Source organism: Amycolatopsis tucumanensis (assembly GCF_021654135.1).
Taxonomy (GTDB): Bacteria; Actinomycetota; Actinomycetes; order Mycobacteriales; family Pseudonocardiaceae; genus Amycolatopsis_E; species Amycolatopsis_E tucumanensis.
Genome location: NZ_JAKGSD010000028.1, coordinates 77,410 through 101,998, shown reverse-complemented (window position 1 = coordinate 101,998; position 24,589 = coordinate 77,410). Strand labels below are relative to the sequence as shown.

At 72.5% G+C, this 24,589-nt stretch carries 6 protein-coding genes; all 6 read left to right on the top strand.

The features are described from left to right. Positions 1-18 precede the first annotated feature (18 nt). From entS to L2C96_RS25665, 6 genes are read left to right on the top strand one after another with little or no spacing between them, the layout of a single operon-like run. Positions 19-1,284, top strand: a complete 1,266-nt coding sequence (entS, locus tag L2C96_RS25690) for an enterobactin transporter EntS (protein ID WP_237338081.1) — start codon at positions 19-21, stop codon at positions 1,282-1,284. Continuing rightward, on the top strand, positions 1,257-2,060 hold the full coding sequence (locus L2C96_RS25685; protein WP_237338080.1) for an alpha/beta fold hydrolase: 804 nt from the start codon (positions 1,257-1,259) through the stop codon (positions 2,058-2,060). The genes entS and L2C96_RS25685 overlap by 28 nt, the downstream gene beginning before the upstream one ends. Before the next feature lie 53 nt (positions 2,061-2,113). Continuing rightward, positions 2,114-2,320: an MbtH family protein gene (locus L2C96_RS25680; protein ID WP_191245338.1), complete on the top strand. Its 207-nt coding sequence runs from the start codon at positions 2,114-2,116 to the stop codon at positions 2,318-2,320. A 2-nt stretch (positions 2,321-2,322) separates the two neighbouring features. Continuing rightward, entirely contained in the window at positions 2,323-13,776 is an 11,454-nt protein-coding gene (locus tag L2C96_RS25675) for a non-ribosomal peptide synthetase (protein ID WP_237338079.1), read from the top strand. Continuing rightward, the gene (locus tag L2C96_RS25670) at positions 13,773-20,954 is read left to right on the top strand and encodes a non-ribosomal peptide synthetase (protein WP_237338078.1); all 7,182 of its coding nucleotides are present in this window, start codon (positions 13,773-13,775) and stop codon (positions 20,952-20,954) included. The genes L2C96_RS25675 and L2C96_RS25670 overlap by 4 nt, the downstream gene beginning before the upstream one ends. Further along, positions 20,948-24,331, top strand: coding sequence for a non-ribosomal peptide synthetase (locus L2C96_RS25665; protein ID WP_237338077.1), 3,384 nt, complete (start codon positions 20,948-20,950; stop codon positions 24,329-24,331). The genes L2C96_RS25670 and L2C96_RS25665 overlap by 7 nt, the downstream gene beginning before the upstream one ends. Positions 24,332-24,589 lie beyond the last annotated feature (258 nt).

Genomic DNA, 24,589 nt, shown 5'->3' with positions numbered 1-24,589 from the left:
TACGAAGGGAAGGTGCTCGTGCGGCTCGGGGAAATGGTCATCGACGTCACGCCGCTACGGAGCGCATCCGCGTACCGGCTCGTCTTCGCCGCGCAGACACTCACCGTGCTGACGACGGCGCTCACCAACGTCGCCATCAACCTGCACGTCTACCAGGTGACCGGGTCGTCGGTCCAGGTCGGACTGGTCAGTCTGGTGTTCGGCATCGCGTTGCTGGGCGGGTTGCTCGCGGGCGGGGTGATGGCCGACCGGGTCGACCGGCGCCGCCTCATCCTCACCACGCGGGCGGTCGTCGCGGTCGTGCTCGGCGGGCTGGCGGTCAACGCCGCGATCCCGCACCCGATGCTGTGGTTCGTCTACGTCGCCGCGATCCTCGCCGGCGCGATCAACGGTCTCGGCGGATCGGCGCTGATGGCGGCGATCCCGTCGCTGGTCAAGCCGGAACACCTGACCGCGGCCGGCGCCCTGATCACGGTCACCAGCCAGTTCGGCGCGATGGTCGGCCCGACGGTCGCCGGTGTGATCGCGGCCGGTCCCGGCGTCGCCGCGTGCTTCGCGATCGACGCGCTCGGCTACGTCGCCGCGGTCCTGCTCATGTGGCGGCTGCCCGAGCTGCGGGCAGGCAAGCCGGACGAGGACCACCAGCACCCGTTCCACGCGATCGCCGAGGGTTTCCGCTTCCTGCGGCACAACGCGGTCGTACGCGGGCTGCTCGTGATCGACCTCTGGGCCATGCTCTTCGCGATGCCGTACGCGCTCTTCCCGCAGATGGGCACGGAAGTCTTCGGCGGCGGCCCGTCCGCGGTCGGCCTGCTCTACACCGCACCCGCCGTCGGCGCGTTCGTCGGCGCGCTGGTCAGCGGCTGGACCGGCCGGATCCGGCACAGCGGCCGCGCGTTGATCGGGTCGGTCCTGTTGTGGGGCTTGGGGGTCACGGCGTTCGGCCTGTCCGGCGAGCTGTGGCTGGGGTTGTTGTTCCTGGCGATCGCGGGCGTCGGCGACACGACCTCGGAGATCCTGCGCCGCGCGCTGCTGCAGCACCACACGCCCGACCACCTGCAGGGCCGGGTCAGCAGCCTGTGGCTCGCGCAGGCCACGACGGGCCCGGCCGTCGGCAACGCCGAAGCGGGCCTGGCCGCGCGGCTGCTCGGTCCGGCGGGCGGAATCGTGGCCGGCGGGATCGTGTGCGTGCTCGGCGTCTGCCTGGTCGCGGTGACCATGCCCGGACTGCGCCGGGCCAGCCTGCAAGGAGAACCATGCCACTCGCCGACGTCAACGGCATGAAGATCAACTACGACGACCTCGGCTCGGGCGATCCGGTGGTGCTGGTGATGGGCACCGCGGCGAACGGCCGGGTGTGGCACCTGCACCAGGTGCCCGCGCTCGTCGACGCCGGCTACCGCGCGATCACCTTCGACAACCGCGGGATCTCACCCGCCGAGCCGGGTTTCACGATCGACGACCTGGTCGCCGACACCGCGGGCCTGATCGAGCACCTCGGCCTCGGCCCGTGCCGCCTGGTCGGCACGTCGATGGGTGCGCAGGTGGTCACCGAGCTGATGCTCGCGCGCCCCGAACTGGTCAGCCAGGCCGTGCTGATGGCCACCCGCGGCCGTCCGGACGCGATGCGCGCGGCGATGGGCGCGGCGGAGAAGGAGTTGCGGGACAGCGAGATCGCGCTGCCCGCGAAGTACGAGGCCGTCACGCGGGCAGTGCAGAATCTCTCACCCCGCACGCTGAACGACGACGCGGCGGTCGCGGACTGGCTGGACATCTTCGAGATGTCGCCGACCCTGTGGACGCCCGGCCTGCGCGCGCAGCTGGACCTCGACATCACCGAGAGCCGCCTGGACGCCTACCGCGCGATCGACGTCCCCTGCCTGGTCATCGGGTTCGCCGACGACCTCCGCCTGCCCGCGTACCTCGCGCGCGAGGTCGCCGACGCGATCCCGTCCGCGCGGTACCTGGAAATCGCGGACGCCGGGCACTACGGATATCTGGAGCGCCCGGACGTGGTCAACGACGCTCTTGTCACCTTTTTCGCCGCTGGACACTCTTAGTATCGCCTTACTAAGGTAAGCCTCAGTTGACCTGACGGTACTGGAGGCTTGTGGTGACGAACCCCTTCGACGACGACAACGGGCGCTTCTACGCGCTGGTCAACGACGAGGGCCAGTACTCGCTGTGGCCCACCTTCGCCGAGGTGCCCGCGGGCTGGCGGATCGTCTTCGGGGAGGACAGCCGCCAGGCGTGCCTGGACCACATCGAGGCCAACTGGACCGACATGCGACCGCGCAGCCTGGTCGAGAGCGAGTCCTGAGGGTGGCGTCGAGCGTCGAGGACGTCCTCCCGCTCACCCCGTTGCAGCAGGGCATGATCTTCCACGCCCTGCTCGACGAGCGTGCGGACGTCTACACGGTGCAAACCGTCCTGCGGCTGGCCGGCGAGGTCGACGGCGAGCGGCTCCGGGAGGCCGCGGAGCAGCTGGTGCGGCGGCACGCCAACCTGCGGGCCGGGTTCCGCACGCAGGCGTCGGGCCAGTTCGTGCAGGTCGTGCGCCGGTCGGTCCAGGTGCCGTGGCGGGTCGTGGACTGCCCTGGCGATGCGGAGTTCCAGCGCCTGCTGGACGACGACCGCGCCGAGCCGTTCGACCTCGCGCGACCGCCGTTGCTGCGGTTCACCTTGGTGCGCCGCGGTTCCGACCACGTGCTCGTGTTGTCGTCGCACCACCTGCTGTGGGACGGCTGGTCGGCGCCGATCCTGGTGCGTGAGCTGCTCTCGTTGTACGGCGGGCAAGCGCTTCCGCCGGTGCGGCCGTTCCGGGACTACCTGACCTGGTTGTCCAAACAGGACACGAAGGCGGCCGAGCGGGCGTGGGCCGGCGCACTCGCCGACCTCGACGGCCCGACGCTCGTGGCTGACGGCTCGTCGGACGGACTGCCGCGGCGTGCTGAGTTCTCGTTGCCGGGACAGCCGTTGACGCAGGCCGCCCGCGAGTACGGCGTGACCGTGAACGCGCTGGTGCAGTCCGCGTGGGCGCTCGTGCTCGCCGGGCTGACCGGCCGGGACGACGTGGTGTTCGGCGCGACGGTGTCCGGCCGGAACCCCGAGGTGCCGGGCGTCGAGTCGATGGTCGGCATGCTGATCAACACCGTGCCGGTGCGGGTGCGCCTCGCGCCGGACGAGCCGCTGGCCGCGCTGGCCGCGCGGGTGCAGAACGAGCAGGCGCGGTTGCTGGAGCACCAGCACCTCGGGCTCGCCGACATCCAGCGCGCCGCCGGGCAGCCCACGCTGTTCGACACGCTCGTGGTCTTCGAAAGCTATCCGGGCACCGACCTGGCCGGCTCGCCGCTGGCCGGGGTCGAGGTGCGGGACGCCACGCACTACCCGCTCGCGTTGCTGGTCGTGCCGGGCGAGGAGTTCGTGCTGCGCATCGACCACGACCCGGCGCGCTTCGACGACGCCGCGGTCGCCCGCATGGCGGAGCGGGTGCAGGACGTGCTCGGCTGGTTCGTCGCCGCGCCGGGCACGCCGGTCGCGCGGCTCGAACCGTTGCCCGCCGACGAGTGGCAGCAGGTCGTGGTGGCGCCCAACGAAACCGCCGCCGAGGTGCCGGAGATGACGCTGCCGGAGCTGTTCGCCGAGCAGGTGGCGCGCACGCCGGATGCGACCGCGGTGGTCTTCGAAGGCGCTGAACTCACGTACGCGGAGCTGGACGCCCGCGCCACTGAGCTGGCGCGGCGGTTGGCGGGCGCGGGGGTGGGGCCGGAGCACATTGTCGGGGTGCGGCAGGACCGTTCGCTGGATCTGATCGTTTCGCTGCTGGCGGTGTTGAAGGCGGGTGGGGCGTATCTGCCGCTGGATCCGTCGTATCCCGCGGAGCGGTTGAGCATGATGATCGAGGATGCTCAGCCCACGGTCGTGCTGCCTGCCGAGCTCCATGATGAAGGGGAGTTGCGGGCGGCGGGGCCGGACAACCCGGCGTACGTCATCTACACCTCGGGTTCGACTGGCCGCCCGAAGGGTGTGGTGGTCTCGCACCGGGCGATCGTGAATCGTCTGTTGTGGATGCAGCACGAGTACGGTCTGACGGCCGAGGATCGGGTGCTGCAGAAGACGCCGTCGAGCTTCGACGTGTCGGTGTGGGAGTTCTTCTGGCCGCTGATCACCGGCGCGACGCTGGTGTTCGCGAAGCCGGGCGGGCACAAGGACCCGCGTTACCTGGCCGAACTGGTCGAACGCGAGCGCATCACCACCGCGCACTTCGTGCCGTCGATGCTGGCGCAGTACGTCGAGACCGGCCGGGGGCCGCAGCGGATCATCTGCAGCGGCGAGGCCCTGCCGCCGGAGCTGGCGCGGCAGGCGGGTGAATTCGCCCAGGTGCACAACCTCTACGGCCCGACCGAGGCCGCCGTCGACGTCACCTACTGGCCGGTGCCTGCGGATGCCACGACCGTCCCCATCGGACGTCCGGTGTGGAACACGCAGACCTACGTGCTGGACCGGTTCCTGCGGCCGGTGGCGCCGGGCGCGCCGGGCGAGCTGTATCTCGGGGGAGTACAGCTCGCCCGGGGGTACCTCAACCGGCCCGGGCTGACCTCCTCGCGGTTCGTCGCCAACCCGTTCGGCGAGCCCGGCTCGCGGCTCTACCGCACCGGCGACGTCGTGCGGTGGAACGCCGACGGTGCCCTGGAGTACCTGGGCCGCGCCGACGACCAGGTCAAGATCCGCGGCTTCCGCGTCGAGCTGGGCGAGGTCGAGGCGGCCCTGCTCGCGCTGGACGGGGTCGCCGCCGCGGCGGCCACCGTGCACGCCGGCCGTCAGCAGCTGGTCGGGTACGTCGTCGGCGACGGGCTGGACCCGGCGGCGCTGCGGCGGAGCCTCGCGGAGTCGGTGCCCGAACAGCTGGTGCCGTCCGCGATCGTCGTGCTGGACGAACTCCCGCTCAGCCCGAGCGGCAAGCTGGACCGGCGGGCGCTACCTGAGCCGCAGCTCGCCGAGACCGGCAGCGCCGAGGCCCGCGACCCGCGTGAGGAGATTCTGGCCGAGCTGTTCGCCGAGGTCCTCGGCGTCGACCGGGTCGGTCGCGACGACGACTTCTTCGCACTCGGCGGGCATTCCCTGCTCGCGACCCGCCTGGCCAGCCGGATCCGCCGCACGTTCGGCGTCGACCTGCAGATCCGGGCGATCTTCGACGCCCCGACGGTGGCACGCCTGGCGCGGCACTTGGACGGCGGTGCCGCACGCCCGCCGCTGACCCGCCGCGACCACGACGGCCTCGTGCCGCTGTCCCCGGCGCAGCGCAGCCTGTGGTTCCTGCACGAGCTGGACGGCCCGTCGCCGGTCTACAACATCCCGTTCGCCGCGCGGCTGACCGGCCCGCTCGACCTGGACGTGCTCGACGCCGCGCTCACCGACGTGGTGAACCGCCACGACACGCTGCGCACCCTGCTCACCGCGGACGGCCAGCACGTGCTGCCGCCGTTCGAGCGGTTCCCCGTGCACCGGCACGACGGCCCGGCCGAGGGGTTCGTGGAACGGGCGAGCCGGTACGCGTTCCGCCTCGGCGAGGAGCCGCCGATCCGGGCCGAAGTGCTGAACACCGGCCAGGACGAGCACCTGTTGGTGCTGGTCGTGCACCACGTCGCGGGCGACGAGTGGTCGGCGCGACCGCTGCTGCGTGACCTGGGCGCGGCCTACGCCGCCCGCCGCGCAGGCCGCGCGCCGGAGTGGACACCGCTGCCGGTCCAATACGCCGACTACACCCAGTGGCTGCAGGACATCCCGGTCGACGACCAGCGCGACTTCTGGCTCAAGCGGCTGGAAGGCCTGCCCGAGGAACTGCCGCTGCCGACGGACCGGCCGCGCCCGCAGCACCCGACGCGCGAGGGCGGCAACGTCACCGTGGAATTCCCCGCCGCGCTGACCGCGTCGCTGGCGAAGCTGGCCCGCAAACTCGGCGTGACGGACCTGATGATCGCCCAGGCCGCGACCGCGGTGCTGCTGTCCCGCCTCGGCGCGGGCGAGGACATCCCGCTCGGCACGCCGGTCGCCGGCCGCACCGACGAAGCCCTCGACGACCTGGTCGGCTACTTCGTCAACACGGTCGTGCTGCGCACCGACCTGTCCGGCAACCCGACGTTCCGCGACCTGCTCGCGCGCGTCCGCGAGGCGAACCTGGACGCCTACTCGAACCAGGACCTGCCGTTCGAGCGGGTCGTCGAGGCGGTCAACCCGCCGCGCTCGCCGGGGCGGCACCCGCTGTTCCAGATCATGGTGTCGCACCGCGATCCGGCGACGGCGGAACTGGACCTGCCGGACGTGGTGGCCGAGCCGCTGGAACCCGGGTTCACCGGCGCGAAGTTCGACCTGGCCTTCCACTTCGGCCCGGAAGACTGCCTGATCAGCTACTCCGCCGACCTGTTCGACGAATCCACTGTGGACACGCTCGCGCGCAGGCTGGTGCGGCTGCTGACCGCGCTGGTCGCGAAGCCGGAGCAGCCGGTCGGCCTCGCCGAGATCCTCGGCGACGACGAGCGCGCCCAGCTCGCGGCCTTCAACGACACCGCCGAGGAGCGGCCGCACACGACCTTGACCGAGATGGTCGAGGAGCAGGCCGCCCGCACCCCGGACGCGGTGGCCGTCGAGTTCCACGACCGCAGCCTCACCTACGCCGAGCTGAACGCGAAGGCGAACCACCTGGCCCGGCGGCTCGTCACGGCCGGGGTCGGGCCGGAGCGCACCGTCGGCATGCACTGGGAGCGGTCGCTCGAACTGGTCGTCGGCCTGCTCGCGGTCGAGAAGGCCGGTGGCGCGTTCGTGCCGCTGGAGCCGTCGTGGCCGGATCGGCGCATCGCCGAGGTGGCGGAGAGCTCCCGGTTCACCGCGATCCTCAGTGGACCGGAGCACGACGGGCCGGTGCGGGATCTGGGTGTGCCGGTCGTGCACGTCGACCTCGCGGGCGAGGACCCGGAGAACCTCGGCGTGCGGGTGCCGCCGGAAGGCCTGGCCTACGTCATCTACACGTCCGGCTCGACCGGCACGCCGAAGGGCGCGATGATCCGGCACCGCGCGATCACGCACCGCCTGCTGTGGCAGCGCGAGATGCTCGGTTTCGGGGCCGGCGACGCGGCGCTGTTCAAGGCGCCGATGGGCTTCGACATCTCGATCAACGAGGTGTTCCTGCCGCTGGTCACCGGCGGCAAGCTGGTGATCGCCGAACCCCGCGGCGAGCGGGACATCGAGTACCTGCTGGGCCTGATCGAGCGGCACCGGGTGACGTTCACCTACCTGCCGTCGTCGATCCTGGACCTGCTGGTCGGCCTCGACGGGTTCGCCGAGCGGGGCCGGTCGCTCAAGCACGTCTGGTGCGGCGGCGAGGTGCTCACACCCGAGCTGTTCGCCCGGTTCCGCGCGGTCAGCGACGCGATCATGTACCACGGGTACGGCCCGGCTGAGGCGACGATCGGCGTCAGCCACGTCGTCTACCGCGACGCGAGCGCGGTCCGCAAGGCCGTCTCGATCGGGCACCCCAACGGCAACACCCGCCTCTACGTGCTGGACCGGCACCTGCGGCAGGTGCCGGTCGGCGTGCCCGGCGAGCTGTACGCCGGTGGCGTCTACCTGGGCCGCGGCTACATCAACGACCCCAAGCGGACGGCGGACCACTTCGTCGCCGACCCGTTTGGCCCGCCCGGTTCCCGGCTCTACCGCACCGGTGACCTGGCCCGCTGGCAGCCGGACGGCACGCTGGAGTTCCTCGGCCGCGCCGACAACCAGGTCAAGATCCGCGGCATGCGGGTCGAGCTGGAGGAGATCGAGGCGGTCCTGGAGCAGCACGAGGGCGTGCGGCGGGCGGTCGTGCTGGTGCGCGACGAGCCGAAACGGCTGGTCGGCTACTGCCTGGGGGCCGAAGTGGACGGTCTGAGCGACTGGCTGCGCACCCGCCTGCCCGAGCACATGGTGCCGCGCCGGTTCGTGTTCCTCGACGAGTTCCCGCTGATGCCCTCGGGCAAGGTGAACCGCAAGGCGCTGCCCGACCCCGGCCCGGAGCCGACGTCCGGCAGCCGCGCGGCGGCGACCGAGGCCGAGCGCATCCTGTGCCGCGTGATGGCCGAGGTGCTGCGGGTGCCCGGGGTCGGCGCGGAGGACAACTTCTTCGGCCTGGGCGGCGACAGCATCCTGTCCATCCGGTTCGTGAGCAAGGTGCGGGCGGCCGGGCTGCGGATCTCGCCGCGGCAGGTGTTCGAGCACCAGACCGCGGCGGCGCTCGCCCGCGCCGTCGACACCGACGTGGTGGTCCCCGACGAGGACCGCGCGCAGGGGGTCGGCGAGGTGCCGCTCACCCCGGTCATGCGGTGGTGGCGGGAAACCGGTGACCGCACAATGGCCCAGGCCGCGTTGCTGCGGGTGCCGCCCGCGGACGGGCCGGAGATCTTCGCCGGGGTGCTGCAGGACGTGCTCGACCACCACGACCTGCTGCGTGCCCGGTTGCGGGGAGACGTGCTCGACGTCCGCCCGCCGGGCGCGGTCACGGACGTCCTCGAACACGTACCCGGGAACACGCCGGTGGCGGAGAAGTACGCCGAGGCGGTCGGCGGGCTCGACCCCGAGGCGGGCGTGCTGGTGCGGGCCGTGTGGTTCGACCACGGGTCCGAGCCCGGCCGGCTGCTGCTCGTGCTGCACCACCTGGTCGTGGACGGGGTGTCGTGGCGCATCCTCGCCGGGGACCTGGCGCAGGCCTGGGAGGCGCGCTCGTCCGGCCACCCGGCCAAGCTCGACCCGGTGCCCACTTCGTTCCGCTGGTGGGCGCGGCACCTGCCGACCGCGAGCACCGAGCAGTGGAAGTCCTTGCCGCGCACCGGATCGGCGGACGTCCGGCCCGCCCGCACGGCCGGCCGCCGGGAGCTGACGCTCGGCGCGGAACTGGTCGCCGAGGTGCCCGGCAAGTTCCGCACCGGCGTGCAGGAGGTGCTGCTCAGCGCGCTCGGGCACGCCTTCGGCGAGCCGCGGCTGGTCGCGCTGGAGGGCCACGGCCGCGAGGAGCACCTGGTGCCCGGCGCGGACCTGTCCCGCACGGTCGGTTGGTTCACCAGCGTCTACCCGGTCGAACTGCCCGCCGCCGCGACTCCGCCGGAGATCCAGGAGCGGCTGCGGGCGGTGCCGGACAACGGCATCGGGTTCGGCATCCTCCGCTGGCTGCATGGCGAGCTCACCGACGCTCCGGAGCCGGAGGTCGGCTTCAACTACCTCGGCCGGTTCGACGTCAGCGAGGGGTTCTGGGTCCCGGACGCGGAGAAGCTGCCGCAGCCGGAGGTCCAGCACCGGCCGCTGGAGATCAATGTCGTGACCGAGGACGGTCCGGACGGCCCGGTGCTGACCGCGACCTGGTCGTGGACCGACCGGTTCACCGAGTCCGAAGTGGACGGCCTGATCGCGAAGTGGCAGGACGCCCTGCGCGACCTCACCGCCGCCGAGGAGCCGGAGGAAGTCCTGCCGCTGTCCCCGCTGCAGCAGGGCATGCTCTTCCACGCGCTCTACGACGAAAGCGCGGACGACGTCTACACCGTCCAGTTCGTGCTGGGCCTGACCGGGGAGGTCGACGCGGCGCGGCTGCGCCGGGCCGCGCAGGGCCTGCTGGATCGGCACCCGAACCTGCGCGCGGCCTTCGTGCACGACGACGAGCCGAAGCAGGTCATCCGCCGCGAGGCCGAGCTGCCATGGGCCGAGCTGACGCTCAGCCACGAGGAGTTCGACGAGTTCCTGGCCAGGGACCGGACCGGGCGGTTCGCGCTCGACGAACCGCCGCTGCTGCGCATGACGCTGGTGAAGCTGGGCGAGCGGGACCACCGGCTGGTCCTGTCCAACCACCACATCCTGCTCGACGGCTGGTCGCTGCCGCTGCTGGTGCGGGACCTGCTCGCGCTCTACGCCGGCACCGAGCCGCCGTCGCCGCGGCCGTACCGCGACTACCTGACCTGGCTCGCCGGGCGGGACCGGGACGCCTCCGCCGAGGCGTGGCTGGCCGCGCTGGACGACGTCGAGGAGCCGACGCTGCTGGCCCCGGCCGCGTCCCGGGTGCCGATGCGCCCCGGCAAGCTGCGCCTCGACCTGCCCGCCGAGATCACGGAACGGCTCTACGCGGTCGCCCGGGAGCACGGCCTGACCGTCAACACGGTCGTTCAGGGGCTGTGGGGTCTCGTGCTGGCCCGGCTGACCGGCCGCGACGACGTCCTGTTCGGCGCCACCGTCTCCGGGCGTCCCGCGGATCTGTCCGGTGTGGACGGCATGGTCGGCCTGTTCATCAACACCGTGCCGGTGCGGGTCCGCCTGCGCGGTTCGCTGCTGGACGTTCTGCGGGGCGTGCAGGACGAGCAGGCGCGGCTGATGGACCACCAGTACCTCGGCCTCACCGACATCCAGCGGGCGGCCGGGCACGGCGATCTGTTCGACACGCTGGTCGTGTTCGAGAGTTACCCGATCGACTCGGACGCGGTGAGCGCGAGCGAGCGGGCCGCCGGGATCACGATCGACCGGGTCGAGGTCGAGGACTCGACGCACTACCCGCTGACCCTGGCGGTCGCCGCCGAGGAGCGGTTGTCAGTCGTCTTCGAGTACCGGCCGGACACGTTCGACGAGGCGTGGGCGGAGTCGCTGAGCGGCTGGTTCCGCCGGGCCGCGGAGGCCTTCGCGGCTGCCCCTGCGCAAAACGTGACGGGCGTCGACCTGCTCGGCGAGGAGACCCTGGCCGAGCTGCGCCGCATCGGCACCGGCAAGGTCCTGGACGCCCCGGCGACGACGCTGCCGGAGGTCCTGCGCGATCAGGCTCGGGCGACGCCGGACGCCGTGGCGATCGTGGCGGGGGAGACCCGGCTGACCTTCGCCGAGTTCAACGCCCGCGCCAACCGGGTCGCGCGGGTGCTCATCGAGCAGGGCGTCGGCCCGGAGGACGTGGTGGCGCTGCGCATGCCGGCCGGGCCGGACATGCTGGTCGCGCTGCTGGCGGTGTTCAAGGCGGGCGGCGCGTACCTGCCGCTCGACCCGGACTGGCCTGCCGAGCGGATCGACTTCATGCTCGCCGACGCCGCCCCGAAGCTGGTCCTGACCGAACTGCCGGAAGCGACGGGCTCGACGGACGACCTGCCGCCGCGGGCGAAACCGCAGCACCCGGCGTACGTCATCTACACGTCCGGCTCGACCGGCACGCCGAAGGCCGTCGTGGTGCCGCACAGCTCGATCGCGAACCTGCTGGTCAGCCACCGCACCGACCTGTTCGACCCGGCACGCGAGCGGGTCGGCCGCCCGCTGCGGGTCGCGCACGCGTGGCCGATGGCGTTCGACGCGTCCTGGCAGCCGATGCTGTGGATGTTCGCCGGGCACGAGCTGCACCTGGTGCCGCCGGACACCCGCCGCGACGCGGACCTGCTGCGGGCGTTCCTGCGGGACCACGAGATCGAGTTCGTCGAGCTGTCCCCGTCGCTGCTCGCGCAGGTCGCGACCGAACCGGGCTGGCGCGGCGCGCTCAAGGTGCTCGGCGTCGGCGGCGAGGCGGTGCCCGCGCAGCTGTGGCGGTCGCTGCGGGACGAGCCGGACCTGGCCGTGTGGAACCTCTACGGCCCGACCGAGTGCACTGTGGACTGCGCGGCGTGCGACTTCGACCGCACCGAGAACCCGTGCATCGGCTCGCCGGTCGGCAACGCGCGCGCCTACATCCTCGACCGGCACCTGCGGCCCTGCCCGCCGGGCGTGGAGGGTGAGCTGTACCTGTCCGGCGCCGGTCTCGCCCGCGGCTACCTGCGGCGGCCGGGCACGACGGCCGAGCGGTTCGTGGCCGACCCGTTCGGCGAGCCCGGCACCCGCATGTACCGGACCGGCGACGTGGCGCGTTGGAACGCCGAGGGGCTGATCGAGCTGCTCGGCCGCGTCGACGACCAGGTCAAGATCCGCGGGTTCCGCATCGAGCCCGGCGAGATCGAGGCCGCGCTGCTGCGGGACGAGCGGGTCGAACGGGCGGTCGTGGTGCCGCGCGAGGACACGCCCGGCGTGAAGCGGCTGGTCGCCTACGTCGTCGCGAGCGGCACGGACGGCCTGCGCGAGCAGGTCGCCGCCGCCCTGCCGGAGTACATGGTCCCGGCCGCGATCGTCGCGGTCGACGGCTTCCCGTTGACGCGCAACGACAAGCTCGACGTCAAGGCGCTGCCCGCGCCGGACTACACGAGCACCACGTCCCGGGCACCCGCGACGGAACTGGAGAAGCGCATCGCCGGCCTGTTCGCCGATGTCCTCGGCCTGCCCGAGGTCGGCGCGGACGACAGCTTCTTCGCGCTCGGCGGCGACAGCATCGTGTCGATGCGGCTGGTCAGCAAGGCCCGTGGCGCCGGGCTGGCGTTCACCCCGCGGGACGTGTTCGAGCAGCGCACGGTCGCGGCGCTGGCGCAGGTCGCCGGGGAGGCCGTGCACCGTGCGGACGCCGACGCGGGCATCGGCGAGGTGCCGCTGACGCCGATGCTCCACTGGCTCAACCGCAACCAGCCGTACGGTCAGCTCAGCCAGGCCCGGATGCTCTGCACCCCGGCCGGGCTCGACCTGGACCGGCTGCGTGAGCTGGTGCAACTCCTGCTGGACCGGCACGACGTGCTGCGCGCGACCTTCGACGGCACGTTCGTCGTCCGCCCGCGCGGGGCGGTGGACGCAAGCGCTTGCGTCACCCGGATCGACGCCGGCGACCTGGCGTACGGGGACATCGCGGAGCGGCTGCCCGACCTGATGCGGGAGATCCGGCTCGACCCGCCGTCCGGCGACATGGTGCGGTTCGTCTGGTTCGACACCGGCCCGGACCGCTCCGGCCGCCTGCTGATCGTGCTGCACCACCTCGTCGTGGACGGTGCGTCGTGGGGCGTGCTGGTGCCCGAGCTGGCCGAGTTGTGGGCTGGCCGCGAGCTGCCGCCGGTCGGCACGTCGTACCGGGAGTGGGCGCAGGCGCTGCCCGAGGTGGCGCGGGCCAAGGCGAGCGAGATGCCGCTGTGGCGGGAGATCCTGTCCGGCCCGGACCCGGTGCTCGGCGCCCGCCGCCTCGACCCGGCCACCGACACCCGCGCATCCATGCGAGCCACGCGGACGTTCCTCGACCCCGCGGTCACCGGCAAGCTCCTCACGGAGGTGCCCGAGCGGCACGGCGTCACGATCAACGACGTCCTGCTGGCCGGGCTCGCGCACGCGGTGTCCCGCTGGCGCGGCGGCGACGACACGTCGCTCCTGCTCGCGCTGGAAGGCCACGGGCGTGAGGAGCAGATCGTCCCCGGCGCGGACCTGTCCGGCACGGTCGGGTGGTTCACCAGCGTGTTCCCGGTCCGCATCGACCCCGGCGACCTCGCGAGCGGCGTGCACCAGGGGCTCACGCGGGTCAGCGAGCAGCTCGCTCTGCCGGACAAGGGCATCGGCCACGGCCTGCTGCGGTACCTCAACCCGGACACCGCCGCCGAGCTGGAAGCGCTGCCCGAGCCGCAGCTGGAGTTCAACTACCTCGGCAGGCTCACGGTGGGCGAGCGCGACGGCGAGCCGTGGTCCGGCGCGCCCGAGGTGGGCGCGATGGGCGGTGGCGTGGACGATGACATGCCCGCGCCGTACTGCCTGGTCCTCAACGTGCTGGTCCGCGGCTCGACGCTGGAGGCCGACTGGCAGTGGCCGTCCGCGTTGTTCACCGAAGACCGCATCCACCAGCTGTCCCGTGAGTGGTTCGCCGCGCTGACCCTGATCGCGCAAGGAGGCCCCTGGTGAGTGACCTCGCCGCCCGCAAGCGTGAGCTGCTGCGCCGACGGCTGGCCCAGGCCGGCCTGGCCAGCACGACGTCGATCCCGAAGCGGGACTCCGACGACGACTTGCCGTTGTCGTACGCCCAGTCCCGCATGTGGTTCCTGCAGCAGCTCGACCCGGCGAGCCCGGCCTACAACGTGTGCCTGGCGATCACGCTGCGCGGCGCGCTGGACAAGGCCGCGCTGCACCGGTCGTTCCAGCGGCTCGTGGAGCGGCACGAGATCCTGCGCACCCGGTACGTGGCCGGGCCGGACGGCGAGCCGCGGCAGATCGTCGACCCGTACGCCGTGGTGACGATGCCGGAGTCGGACCTGCGTGGCCTGTCCGAAGAGGACCGGGACCGGACCGTCCAGCGGGTGGCGCGGGAGGAGTCGGCGCACGCGTTCGACCTCGCCAAGGAGCACTCGCTGCGCCTGCGCCTGCTGCGCCGCGGCGACGACGACCACGTGCTGGTGCTGACCGTGCACCACATCGCGTGGGACGGCTACACGTTCAACACGCTGTCGCGGGACCTGTCCGCCCTGTACCGGGAGGACACCACCGGGCAACCGTCCGGTTTGGACCCGCTGCCGGTGCAGTACGCCGACTTCGCGGTGTGGCAGCGGAAGACGCTGACCGACGAGAAGCTCGCCGGCGATCTCGACTACTGGCGCCGCGAGCTGACCCCGGCGCCGGAGAACCTGCCGCTGCCCACCGACCTGCCGCGCCCGCCCGCGCGGTCGGACCGCGGGGACCGGCGGTTCCACACCTTCGACCGGGCCGTGACCGACCGGATCGGCGAGTTCGCGCAGGCCCGCGGGGTCACGCCGTTCATGGTGGTGTTCGCCGGGTACGCGGCGCTGCTGTCGCGCTGGACCGGTGCGACGGACGTGCCGATCGGGTCGGCGTCGATGAACCGCGACGCCGGCGAGGTCGAGCGGCTGATCGGCAACTTCGGCAACACGCTCGTGCTGCGCGCCGACCTGTCCGGCGACCCGTCGTTCGCCGAGCTGGTGGACCGGGTGCGGCGCGTGTGCACCGACGGCTACGCGCACCAGGACCTCCCGTTCGACCTGCTCGTCGAGCGCCTGCGGCCGCCGCGGGTGCCGGGTCGGTCGGTGCTGTTCGACGTGATGCTGCTGTTCCTGACCCAGGGGTTGCAGGGCTTCGACCTGCCCGGTGTCGAGGCGAGCTGGGAGACGGTGCACAACGACACCACCCAGTTCGACCTGGCGCTGGAGGCGTTCCTGGTCGACGGCGAGATGCGGGTCGAGGCCACGTACTCGACGGAGCTGTTCACCGCCGCGACCGTCGAACGGTTCCTGGCGCACCTGGAATCGCTGCTCGCGGCCGCGGTGGGTGCGCCGGACCGCCCGGTGAGCCGGCTGGAGTTCTTCGAGGACACTGCCCTGATCGGCGACGCGCGCGAGGTGCCGGAGACGACGCTGCCGGAGCTGTTCGCCGAGCAGGTGGCGCGCACGCCGGATGCGACCGCGGTGGTCTACGAGGGCGTGGCCCTGACCTACGCCGAGCTGGACGCCCGCGCCACTGAGCTGGCGCGGCGGTTGGCGGGCGCGGGGGTGGGGCCGGAGCACATTGTCGGGGTGCGGCAGGACCGTTCGCTGGATCTGATCGTTTCGCTGCTGGCGGTGTTGAAGGCGGGTGGGGCGTATCTGCCGCTGGATCCGTCGTATCCCGCGGAGCGGTTGAGCATGATGATCGAGGATGCTCAGCCCACGGTCGTGCTGCCTGCCGAGCTCCATGATGAAGGGGAGTTGCGGGCGGCGGGGCCGGACAACCCGGCGTACGTCATCTACACCTCGGGTTCGACTGGCCGCCCGAAGGGTGTGGTGGTCTCGCACCGGGCGATCGTGAACCGTCTGTTGTGGATGCAGCACGAGTACGGTCTGACGGCCGAGGATCGGGTGCTGCAGAAGACGCCGTCGAGCTTCGACGTGTCGGTGTGGGAGTTCTTCTGGCCGCTGATCACCGGCGCGACGCTGGTGTTCGCCAAGCCGGGCGGGCACAAGGACCCGCGTTACCTGAGCGAACTGATCGCGCGGGAGCGGGTCACCACCGTCCACTTCGTCCCGTCGATGCTGCGGGCGTTCGTCGAGTCGGGCGCGCGGCCGAGCACGCTGCGCCGCGTGATCTGCAGTGGCGAGGCGCTGCCGTCGGACCTCGCGCGCGAACTGCCGCACGTGCACAACCTGTACGGCCCCACCGAAGCCGCGGTCGACGTGAGCCACTGGCCCGTGACCGAGGGCGCCGGCACCGGGACCGTGCCGATCGGGCGGCCGGTGTGGAACACGCAACTGCACGTGCTGGACCGGCACCTGCAGCCGGTCGCGCCCGGCGCCGTCGGCGAGCTGTACCTGGGCGGGGTCCAGCTCGCGCGGGGCTACCTGAACCGGCCCGGGCTCACTGCGTCGCGGTTCGTGGCCGGGCCAAACGGGGAGCGGCTGTACCGCACCGGCGACCTGGTGCGCCGCACCGGCGACGCCCTGGAGTTCCTCGGCCGCGCCGACGACCAGGTCAAGATCCGCGGGTTCCGCGTCGAACTGGGCGAGGTCGAGGCCGCGCTGACCGCGTTGCCCGAGGTCGTCAGCGCCGGTGTGGTCGCGCGGCCGGAGCGGCAGCAGCTCCTCGGCTACGTGGTCGCCAAGCCGGGCACGGACGCGGCCGGCATCCGGCGGCAGCTCGGCGCCACGCTGCCCGAGCACCTGGTGCCGTCGGTCATCACGTTCCTCGACGAGCTGCCGCTGAGCCCGAGCGGCAAGCTGGACCGCAAGGCGCTGCCCGAGCCGGAGGCGGCGACCGCGGTCGCGGAGCCGGAAACCGAGCGCGAGCGGGCGCTCGCCGCGTTGTTCGCGGACTTGCTCGGCGTCGAGCGCGTCGGCCGGGACGACGACTTCTTCGCCCTCGGCGGGCATTCCCTGCTGGCGACCAAGCTCGTCGGCCGCATCCGCGCGGACCTCGGCGTCGACCTGGCGATCGGCACCGTCTTCGACGCGCCGACCGTCGCCCGCCTGGCCACGGCGCTCGACGGCGGCACGCAGAAACGGCCGGCGCTCACGCCGATGCCGCGCCCGCGCCGCATCCCGCTGTCGTCGGCGCAGCAGCGGTTGTGGTTCCTGTACCGGCTGGAAGGCCCGAGCGCGACCTACAACGTGCCGTTCGCGGTGCGCCTGGACGGCCCGCTCGACGTGGACGCGCTGCGGGCCGCGCTCGCCGACGTCGTGAGCAGGCACGAGGTGCTGCGCACGATCTACCCGGAGTTCGAGGGCAAGCCCTACCAGCAGGTCCTCGACACGATCCCGCCGCTGATCGTCGGCGACGGCTCGCCACGCGAGGCCGCGCAACGCGCGTTCGAGCTGGACCGCGAGCCGCCGTTCGAGGCGCGGCTGTTCCGCGACGGCGACTCGCACGTGCTGTCCCTGCTGACGCACCACATCGCGAGCGATGGCTGGTCCGCCGAGCGGCTGCTGGCCGACCTGACCACCGCCTACACCGCCCGCCTGCAGGGCCGCGGCCCCGGGTGGGCGCCGCTGCCGGTGCAGTACGCGGACTACGCGCTCTGGCAGCGGGACCTGCTGGGCAACGACGCCGACCCGAACAGTCTCGCGTCCACCCAGCTCGCCTACTGGACGCGGCAGCTCGCCGACCTGCCGGAGGAGATCAGCCTGCCGGCCGACCGGCCACGTCCGGCCGATCCGTCGTTCCGTGGGGACGCGGTGCGGTTCCAGCTGCCGCCGGAGACGCACCGGGCGCTGGCGGAGCTGGCGCGGCAGACCGGCGCCACGACGTTCATGGTCGTCCAGGCCGCCGTCGCCGCGCTGCTCGGCCAGATGGGCGCGGGGGAGGACGTGCCGATCGGCGCGCCGGTCGCCGGCCGCACCGACGACGCCCTGGACGGCCTGGTCGGGTTCTTCGTCAACAACCTGGTGCTGCGCACGGATCTGACCGGCGACCCGACGTTCCGGCAGCTCGTCGAGCGGGTGCGGCGCACCGACCTGGACGCGTTCGCGCACCAGGACCTGCCGTTCGAGCGGCTGGTCGAGGCGCTGAACCCGGCCCGGTCGATGGGGCGGCACCCGCTGTTCCAGGTCATGCTGGCCTACCAGCGCGCGCCCGGCGGGCCGGTGCCGTTCGGGCACGCGTCGCTGCGCGAGGAGCACGTCGACTTCTACGCGGCGCGGCTCGACCTGTCGTTCCACCTGTTCGAGCAGGACGCGGGCATCGACGGCTGGCTCGTCTACAGCGAAGACCTCTTCGACCGGTCCACTGTGGACGACCTGGTGGCCCGGTTCACGCGGCTGGTCGGCGATCTGCTGGCGGACCCGGACCGGCGGCTCTCGGCCACGTCGGTGCTCACGCCCGAGGACGTGCTCCCGGCCGGTGAGACGCGTGAGGTTCCTCCGGCGACCTTGGCGGAGCTGTTCGCCGCCCAGGTGGCTCGCACGCCGGACGCCACCGCGGTGGTCTTCGAGGGCGAGTCGCTGACCTATGCCGAGCTGGACGCCCGTGCGAGCGCGCTGGCGCGGCGGCTGGCGGGTGCGGGTGTCGGGCCCGAGCACATCGTCGGGGTGCGGCAGGATCGTTCGCTGGACCTGATCGTCTCCCTGCTGGCGGTGCACAAGGCGGGCGGTGCCTACCTGCCGCTGGATCCGTCGTACCCGGCGGAGCGGTTGAGCATGATGATCGAGGACGCCCAGCCCACCGTGGTTCTTCCCGCCTCCTTGGAAGGTGAGCGGGAGCTGCGCCCGGCGGGGCCGGATCACCCGGCCTACGTCATCTACACCTCGGGCTCCACCGGCAGGCCCAAGGGCGTCGTGGTCAGCCACCGCGCGATCGTGAACCGTCTACTGTGGATGCAGCACGAGTACGGTCTCACGCCGGAGGACCGGGTGCTGCAGAAGACTCCGTCGAGCTTCGACGTGTCGGTGTGGGAGTTCTTCTGGCCCCTGATCACCGGTGGGACGCTGGTGTTCGCCAGGCCGGACGGGCACAAGGACCCGGAGCACCTGGCCGGCCTCATCGCCCGCGAGCGGATCACCACCGCGCACTTCGTGCCGTCGATGCTGCGGGCGTTCGTCTCCTCGGGCGGCGACCTGTCGGTGCTGACGCGGGTGATCTGCAGCGGCGAGGCCCTGCCGTCCGATCTGGCGGGCCCGAACGTGCACAACCTCTACGGCCCCACCGAAGCCGCGGTCGACGTCACCTACTGGCCGTGCGCCGACGGCGCGGGCGAGGGCACGGTGCCGATCGGGCGGCCGGTGTGGAACACGCAGGTCCACGTGCTCGACCGGTACCTGCGGCCGGTGCCGCCGGGCGTTACCGGCGAGCTGTACCTGGGCGGCGTCCAGCTTGCCCGCGGCTACCTGAACCGGCCGGGGCTCACGGCTTCCAGGTTCGTGGCCGCGCCGAACGGGGAACGGCTCTACCGGACCGGGGACCTGGTGCGGCACCGCGACGGCGTGCTCGAGTTCCTCGGCCGCGCCGACGACCAGGTCAAGCTGCGGGGGTTCCGGATCGAGCTGGGCGAGGTCGAGGTCGCCCTCACCCGCGCGGGCGCGCGCAGCGCCGTCGCGGTGGTGCGCGACGACCGCCTGATCGCCTACGTCCTCGGCGAGGCCGACGCGAACAGCCTGGCCCGCGAACTGCCCGACCACATGATCCCGTCCGCGATCGTCCAGCTGGACGAGTTCCCGCTGACGCCCAGCGGCAAGCTCGACCGCAAGGCCCTGCCCGCGCCCGACTTCGCCGCGCTGGCGGGCAAGGCCGAGCCCGCGACCGAGCGGGAAGCGTTGCTGTGCAAGCTGTTCGCCGAGGTCCTCGGCCTGGCCGAGGTCGGAGCGCAGGACAGCTTCTTCGCCCTCGGCGGCGACAGCATCGTGTCCGTCCAGCTGGTCAGCCGCGCACGCAAGGCCGGGCTGAACATCACGCCGCGGCAGGTGTTCGAGCAGCGCACCCCGGCCGGGCTCGCCGCGGTCGCCGGAGCCGCCGTCACGGAGGCCGACGACGGCACCGGCCGCATCGAGCCGACGCCGATCATGCGCTGGAGCGAACGCGGCCTCGCGCAGGCGATGCTCCTGGTCGCCCCCGACGGCCTGACCCGCGACGGCCTGGTCCGGGTGGTGCAGGCGATCCTCGACCGGCACGACGTGCTCCGCGCCCGCTGGGACGGCGCGCTGGTGGTCCCGGCCGAATCCTTCGACGCGGCCGAGATCGTCCGGGACGCCACCGGCGAGCTGGACGCGGAGCTGCGGGCCGCGCGTGAGCGGCTGACCGACGAGCGGATGCTGCAGGTGGTCCGCTTCCCCGACCGGGTGCTGATCGTCGCCGACCACCTCGTCGTGGACGGCGTCTCGTGGCGGATCATCATGGACGACCTCGCCGAGGCCTGGGCAGGCAAGGAACTCGTGCGCACCGGCACGTCGTTCCGGCGCTGGAGCGAACTGCTCGCCACGCAGGACCGCAGCGCGGAAACCGGACTGTGGCGCGAAATCCTGGACGGCGCCGACCCGGTGCTCGAACCCGGCGGCGAACGGCACGAGACCGGGTTCACCGTGCCGCTGCCCGAGAGCGCCGAACAGGCCGGGGTGCAGGAGCTGCTGATCAGCGCGTTCGCCGAGGCGCTGGAAACCTGGCGTGGTCGCGGTGACGCGGTGATCGCCGTCGAGGGGCACGGCCGGGAGGAACAGCTCGGGGCCGACCTGTCGGCCACGGTCGGCTGGTTCACGATGATCTTCCCGCTCCGGCTGCGGCCGGGCACGCGGCTGCGGGACGTGCGTGAGCAGCTGGACAGCCTGCCCGACCACGGCCTCGGCTACGGGCTGCTCCGCCCGCTGGGCCTGCCGGAGCCGACGATCGTCGTCAACTACCTCGGCCGCCTGCCGAGCGGGACCGGCGAGCCGTGGTCGGTCGCGCCGGAGGCCCCGATGCTGCGGGTGCCGCCGCGCACTCCGCAGTGGGCGATGGAGGTCAACGCGGTCAGCGTCGACGGGCAGTTGCGCGTCGCGATCACCGGGCCCGCGGTGCCCGAGCTGACCGAGCTGTTCCGCAAGGCGCTGAGCAGCGCGCCGACCGCGGCGGACACCGCGCTCGCGGACGTTTCCGAAGAAGACATCGACGAGTTCGAAGAGGAGCTGGGCACGTGGTGAGTCAGCAGCCGACGGTGGGAGAGCTCCTGCGCGAGGTCACCGACCTGCTGGGGCCCGAGGCGGCGGAGCTGTCCGAGAACGACAGCCTCATCGAGTGGGGCCTCGACTCGATCCAGCTCATGCAGGTCGCGAACAAGTGGCGCAAGCAGGGCATCAAGGTCGGCTTCGCCAAGCTGGCCAAGAACCCGACCCTGGCCGGGTGGCGGGAAATCCTGGCCACCGCGGCCGGGGTCGCGCCCGAGCCCGAGGTGACCGTCGAGGTCGACGAGACCGAGCCGTTTCCGCTCGCGTTGATGCAGCACGCGTACTGGATCGGCCGCGACGAGGAGACCACGCTCGGCTCGGTCGCCGCGCACCTCTACGTCGAGTTCGACGGCCCCGACCTGGACCCGCAACGCCTCGACGTCGCGGTGCGGAAGCTCGTCGCCCGGCACGGTATGCTGCGCGCCGCCTTCCTCGACGACGGCCGCCAACGGATCCTGCCCGAGCGCGCCCAGCCGTCGCTGCTGGTGCACGACCTGCGTGACCTGGACGAAGACGCTGAGCAGCGTCGCCTTGCCGACCTGCGGGACGCGTCTTCGCACGCGCGCTTGGACGTGGCGAACGGCGAGGTGTTCAAGATCCAGCTCAGCCGGCGGCCCGGTGACCGGGCGCGGCTGCACGTCGACGTGGACATGCTCGCCGCGGACGCGTTGAGCTACCGCGTCCTGCTGTCGGACCTCGCGCGGTTCTACGACGAGCCGGACGCCGAGCCGGAGCCGATCAACTACAGCTACCCGCGCTACCTGGCCGAACGCGAGGTGACCCGCCAAGCCGAGCAGGAGAAGGCCCGCGAGTGGTGGCAGCGGCGGATTCCCGAGCTGCCCGGCGCGCCCGACCTGCCGCTGGTGCCGGAAACCGAGCGCGCCGACGCCACCCGCGTCACCCGTCGGCACCACTGGCTGGCGCCGGAGGACCGCAAGCGCCTCGGCGCCCGCGCACACGAACACGGGCTGACCCCGGCGATGGTCGTCGCGGCCGCGTTCGCGGAGACCCTGTCGTCGTGGAGCGCACAGCCGCGGTTCCTGATGAACCTGCCGATGTTCGACCGGCAGAGCACCCACCCGGACGTCGACAAGCTGGTCGGCGACTTCACCAGCTCGGTGCTGCTGGAAGTCGACTTCTCGACCGAGGCGTCCTTCGTGGAGCACGCGAAGGCGTTGCAGGACCGGATGCACGCCGACGCCGAGCACGCCGCGTACTCGGGTGTCGAGGTGCTGCGGGACCTGTCCCGGCACCACGGTGAGCAGGTGCTCGCGCCGGTGGTGTTCACCAGCGCGCTCAACCTGGGCGAGCTGTTCGACGCACGCGTGCGGCGCTGCTTCGGCGAGGCGGTGTGGATCATCTCGCAGGGCCCGCAGGTGCTGCTGGACGCGCAGGTCACCGAGGTCAACGAGGGCCTGCTGATCAACTGGGACGTGCGGGAGAACGCGTTCCCGGCCGGGATGATCGACGCGATGTTCGCCGCGTTCCAGGACCTGATCACGCGGCTCGGGCAGCGGGACGACGCGTGGGAGCAGCCGGTCGGCGGCGCGTTGCCGCGGGAGCAGGCCGAGGTGCGGGCGCGGGTCAACGCGACGCAGGGGCCGCGCAGCGGGCGGTTGCTGCAGGACGGGTTCTTCGAGCGTGCCGTCGCGCAGCCCGACGCGCCGGCGCTGCTGTGGGGCGCCGATGGGGTGCTCAGCTACGGCGCTTTGCGTGACCGCGCGCTGCGGATCGCGAAGTCGTTGCAGGACAAGGGTGTCGTCGCGGGTGATCTGGTCGGGGTGAGCCTGCCGAAGGGCCCGGACCAGATCGCGGCGGTGCTCGGTGTGCTGGCCGCGGGCGCCGGGTACGTGCCGATCGGTGTCGACCAGCCGGCGGCGCGGGCGGAGCGGATCCGGCGGATCGCCGGGTTCTCGCACGTGCTGACGTCCGCGGAGGAGGCGGCCGAGCCGCTCGCCGAGCCGGTGCGGGTGGACGAGGAGCAGATCGCGTACGTGCTGTTCACGTCCGGTTCGACGGGGGAGCCGAAGGGCGTGGAGGTGCCGCACCGGGCGGCGATGAACACGATCGACGACCTCAACGAGCGGTTCTCGGTGGGGGCCGACGACCGGTGCCTCGCGGTGTCCGCGCTGGACTTCGACCTGTCGGTGTACGACGTCTTCGGCCTGCTGTCCGCGGGTGGCGCGGTCGTGCTGGTCGAGGAGGGCGACCGCAAGGAGGCGCGGCAGTGGGTCGAGCTGGCCGCCTCGCGCCGCGTCACGCTGGTCAACTGCGTGCCTGCGTTGCTGGACATGCTGTTGTCCGCGGCCCGGCCGGGGGAGTTGAGCGGGTTGCGGACGGTGCTGCTGGGCGGTGACTGGGTGGGCACGGACCTGCCCGGCCGGGTGGCGGAGCAGGCGCCGCGGTGCCGGTTCGCCGGGCTCGGCGGCACCACGGAGACGGCGATCCATTCGACGGTGTGCGAGGTGCACGGGGTGCCGTCGTCGTGGCGTTCGGTGCCGTACGGGACGCCGCTGCGCAACGTCCTGTGCCGCGTGGTGGACGTGCGCGGCCGGGACTGCCCGGACTGGGTCGCCGGGGAGCTGTGGATCGGCGGCGACGGGGTCGCCCACGGGTACCGGGCGGATCCGGAGCGGACCGCGGACCGGTTCGTGGAGCACGAGGGCCGCCGCTGGTACCGCACGGGCGATTTGGCGCGGTACTGGCCGGACGGCACGCTGGAGTTCCTGGGGCGCCGGGACTTCCAGGTGAAGGTGCGCGGTGTGCGGATCGAGCTGGGCGAGGTCGAGGCGGCGCTGGCCGAGTTCCCCGGGGTGCACCGGGGCGTCGCGGGCGTGGCGGGCAACCAGCTCGTGGCGGCCGTCGGTGGTGCGGTGGACGGCGACGAGGTCCGGGAGTTCGTCCAGACGTTGTTGCCGCCGCACATGGTCCCGGCGCGCGTGGTGGTGCTGGACGCCCTGCCGCTGACGGCGAACGGCAAGGTGGACCGCCGCGCGGTGGCGGTGCACTGGCAGGCGTCGGCGGACAGTTATGTCGCGCCGGAGACTCCGTTGGAGCAGGTGCTGGCCAAGGTGTGGGCCGAGGTGCTCGGAGTGGAACGCGTCGGCCGCGACGACCCGTTCTTCGCGCTCGGCGGAGACTCCGTGCTGGCGACGATGATCGTCGGCCGCCTGCGGGAGGCGCTGGACACGTCGGAAGTGACGGTGCGGACGCTGTTCTCGGCGCTGACGGTGGGCGCGATGGCGGCGCGCCTGGTGGCCGACCAATCGGTGCCCGGGCGGCTGGAGCAGGTGGCGGAGATCTACCTGGAGGTGGACGCACTCTCCGAGGAGGACTTGAACGCGCAGTTGTGATTCGGGCCTGGGCGGCTGGCTGCACGACGTGAGCCGGCAACGCAAAGCACCCACCCGGCCGTCCAGCCCTCCCCCCGCTCCCGATCCACAGCCCAGTTCTGCGGCCGACCAGGGGTTGTCAAGGTACTCTTTCCAGCCTTGACAACCCCTGCTCGGCCGCAGAAACAATGAAAATCGGGGCGGCGGCTCAATCGGGGCGTAGCGAAGCGAAGCCGGCGCCGTTCAAATACCCGCGTAGCGGCAACGCAAAAGGAGCCC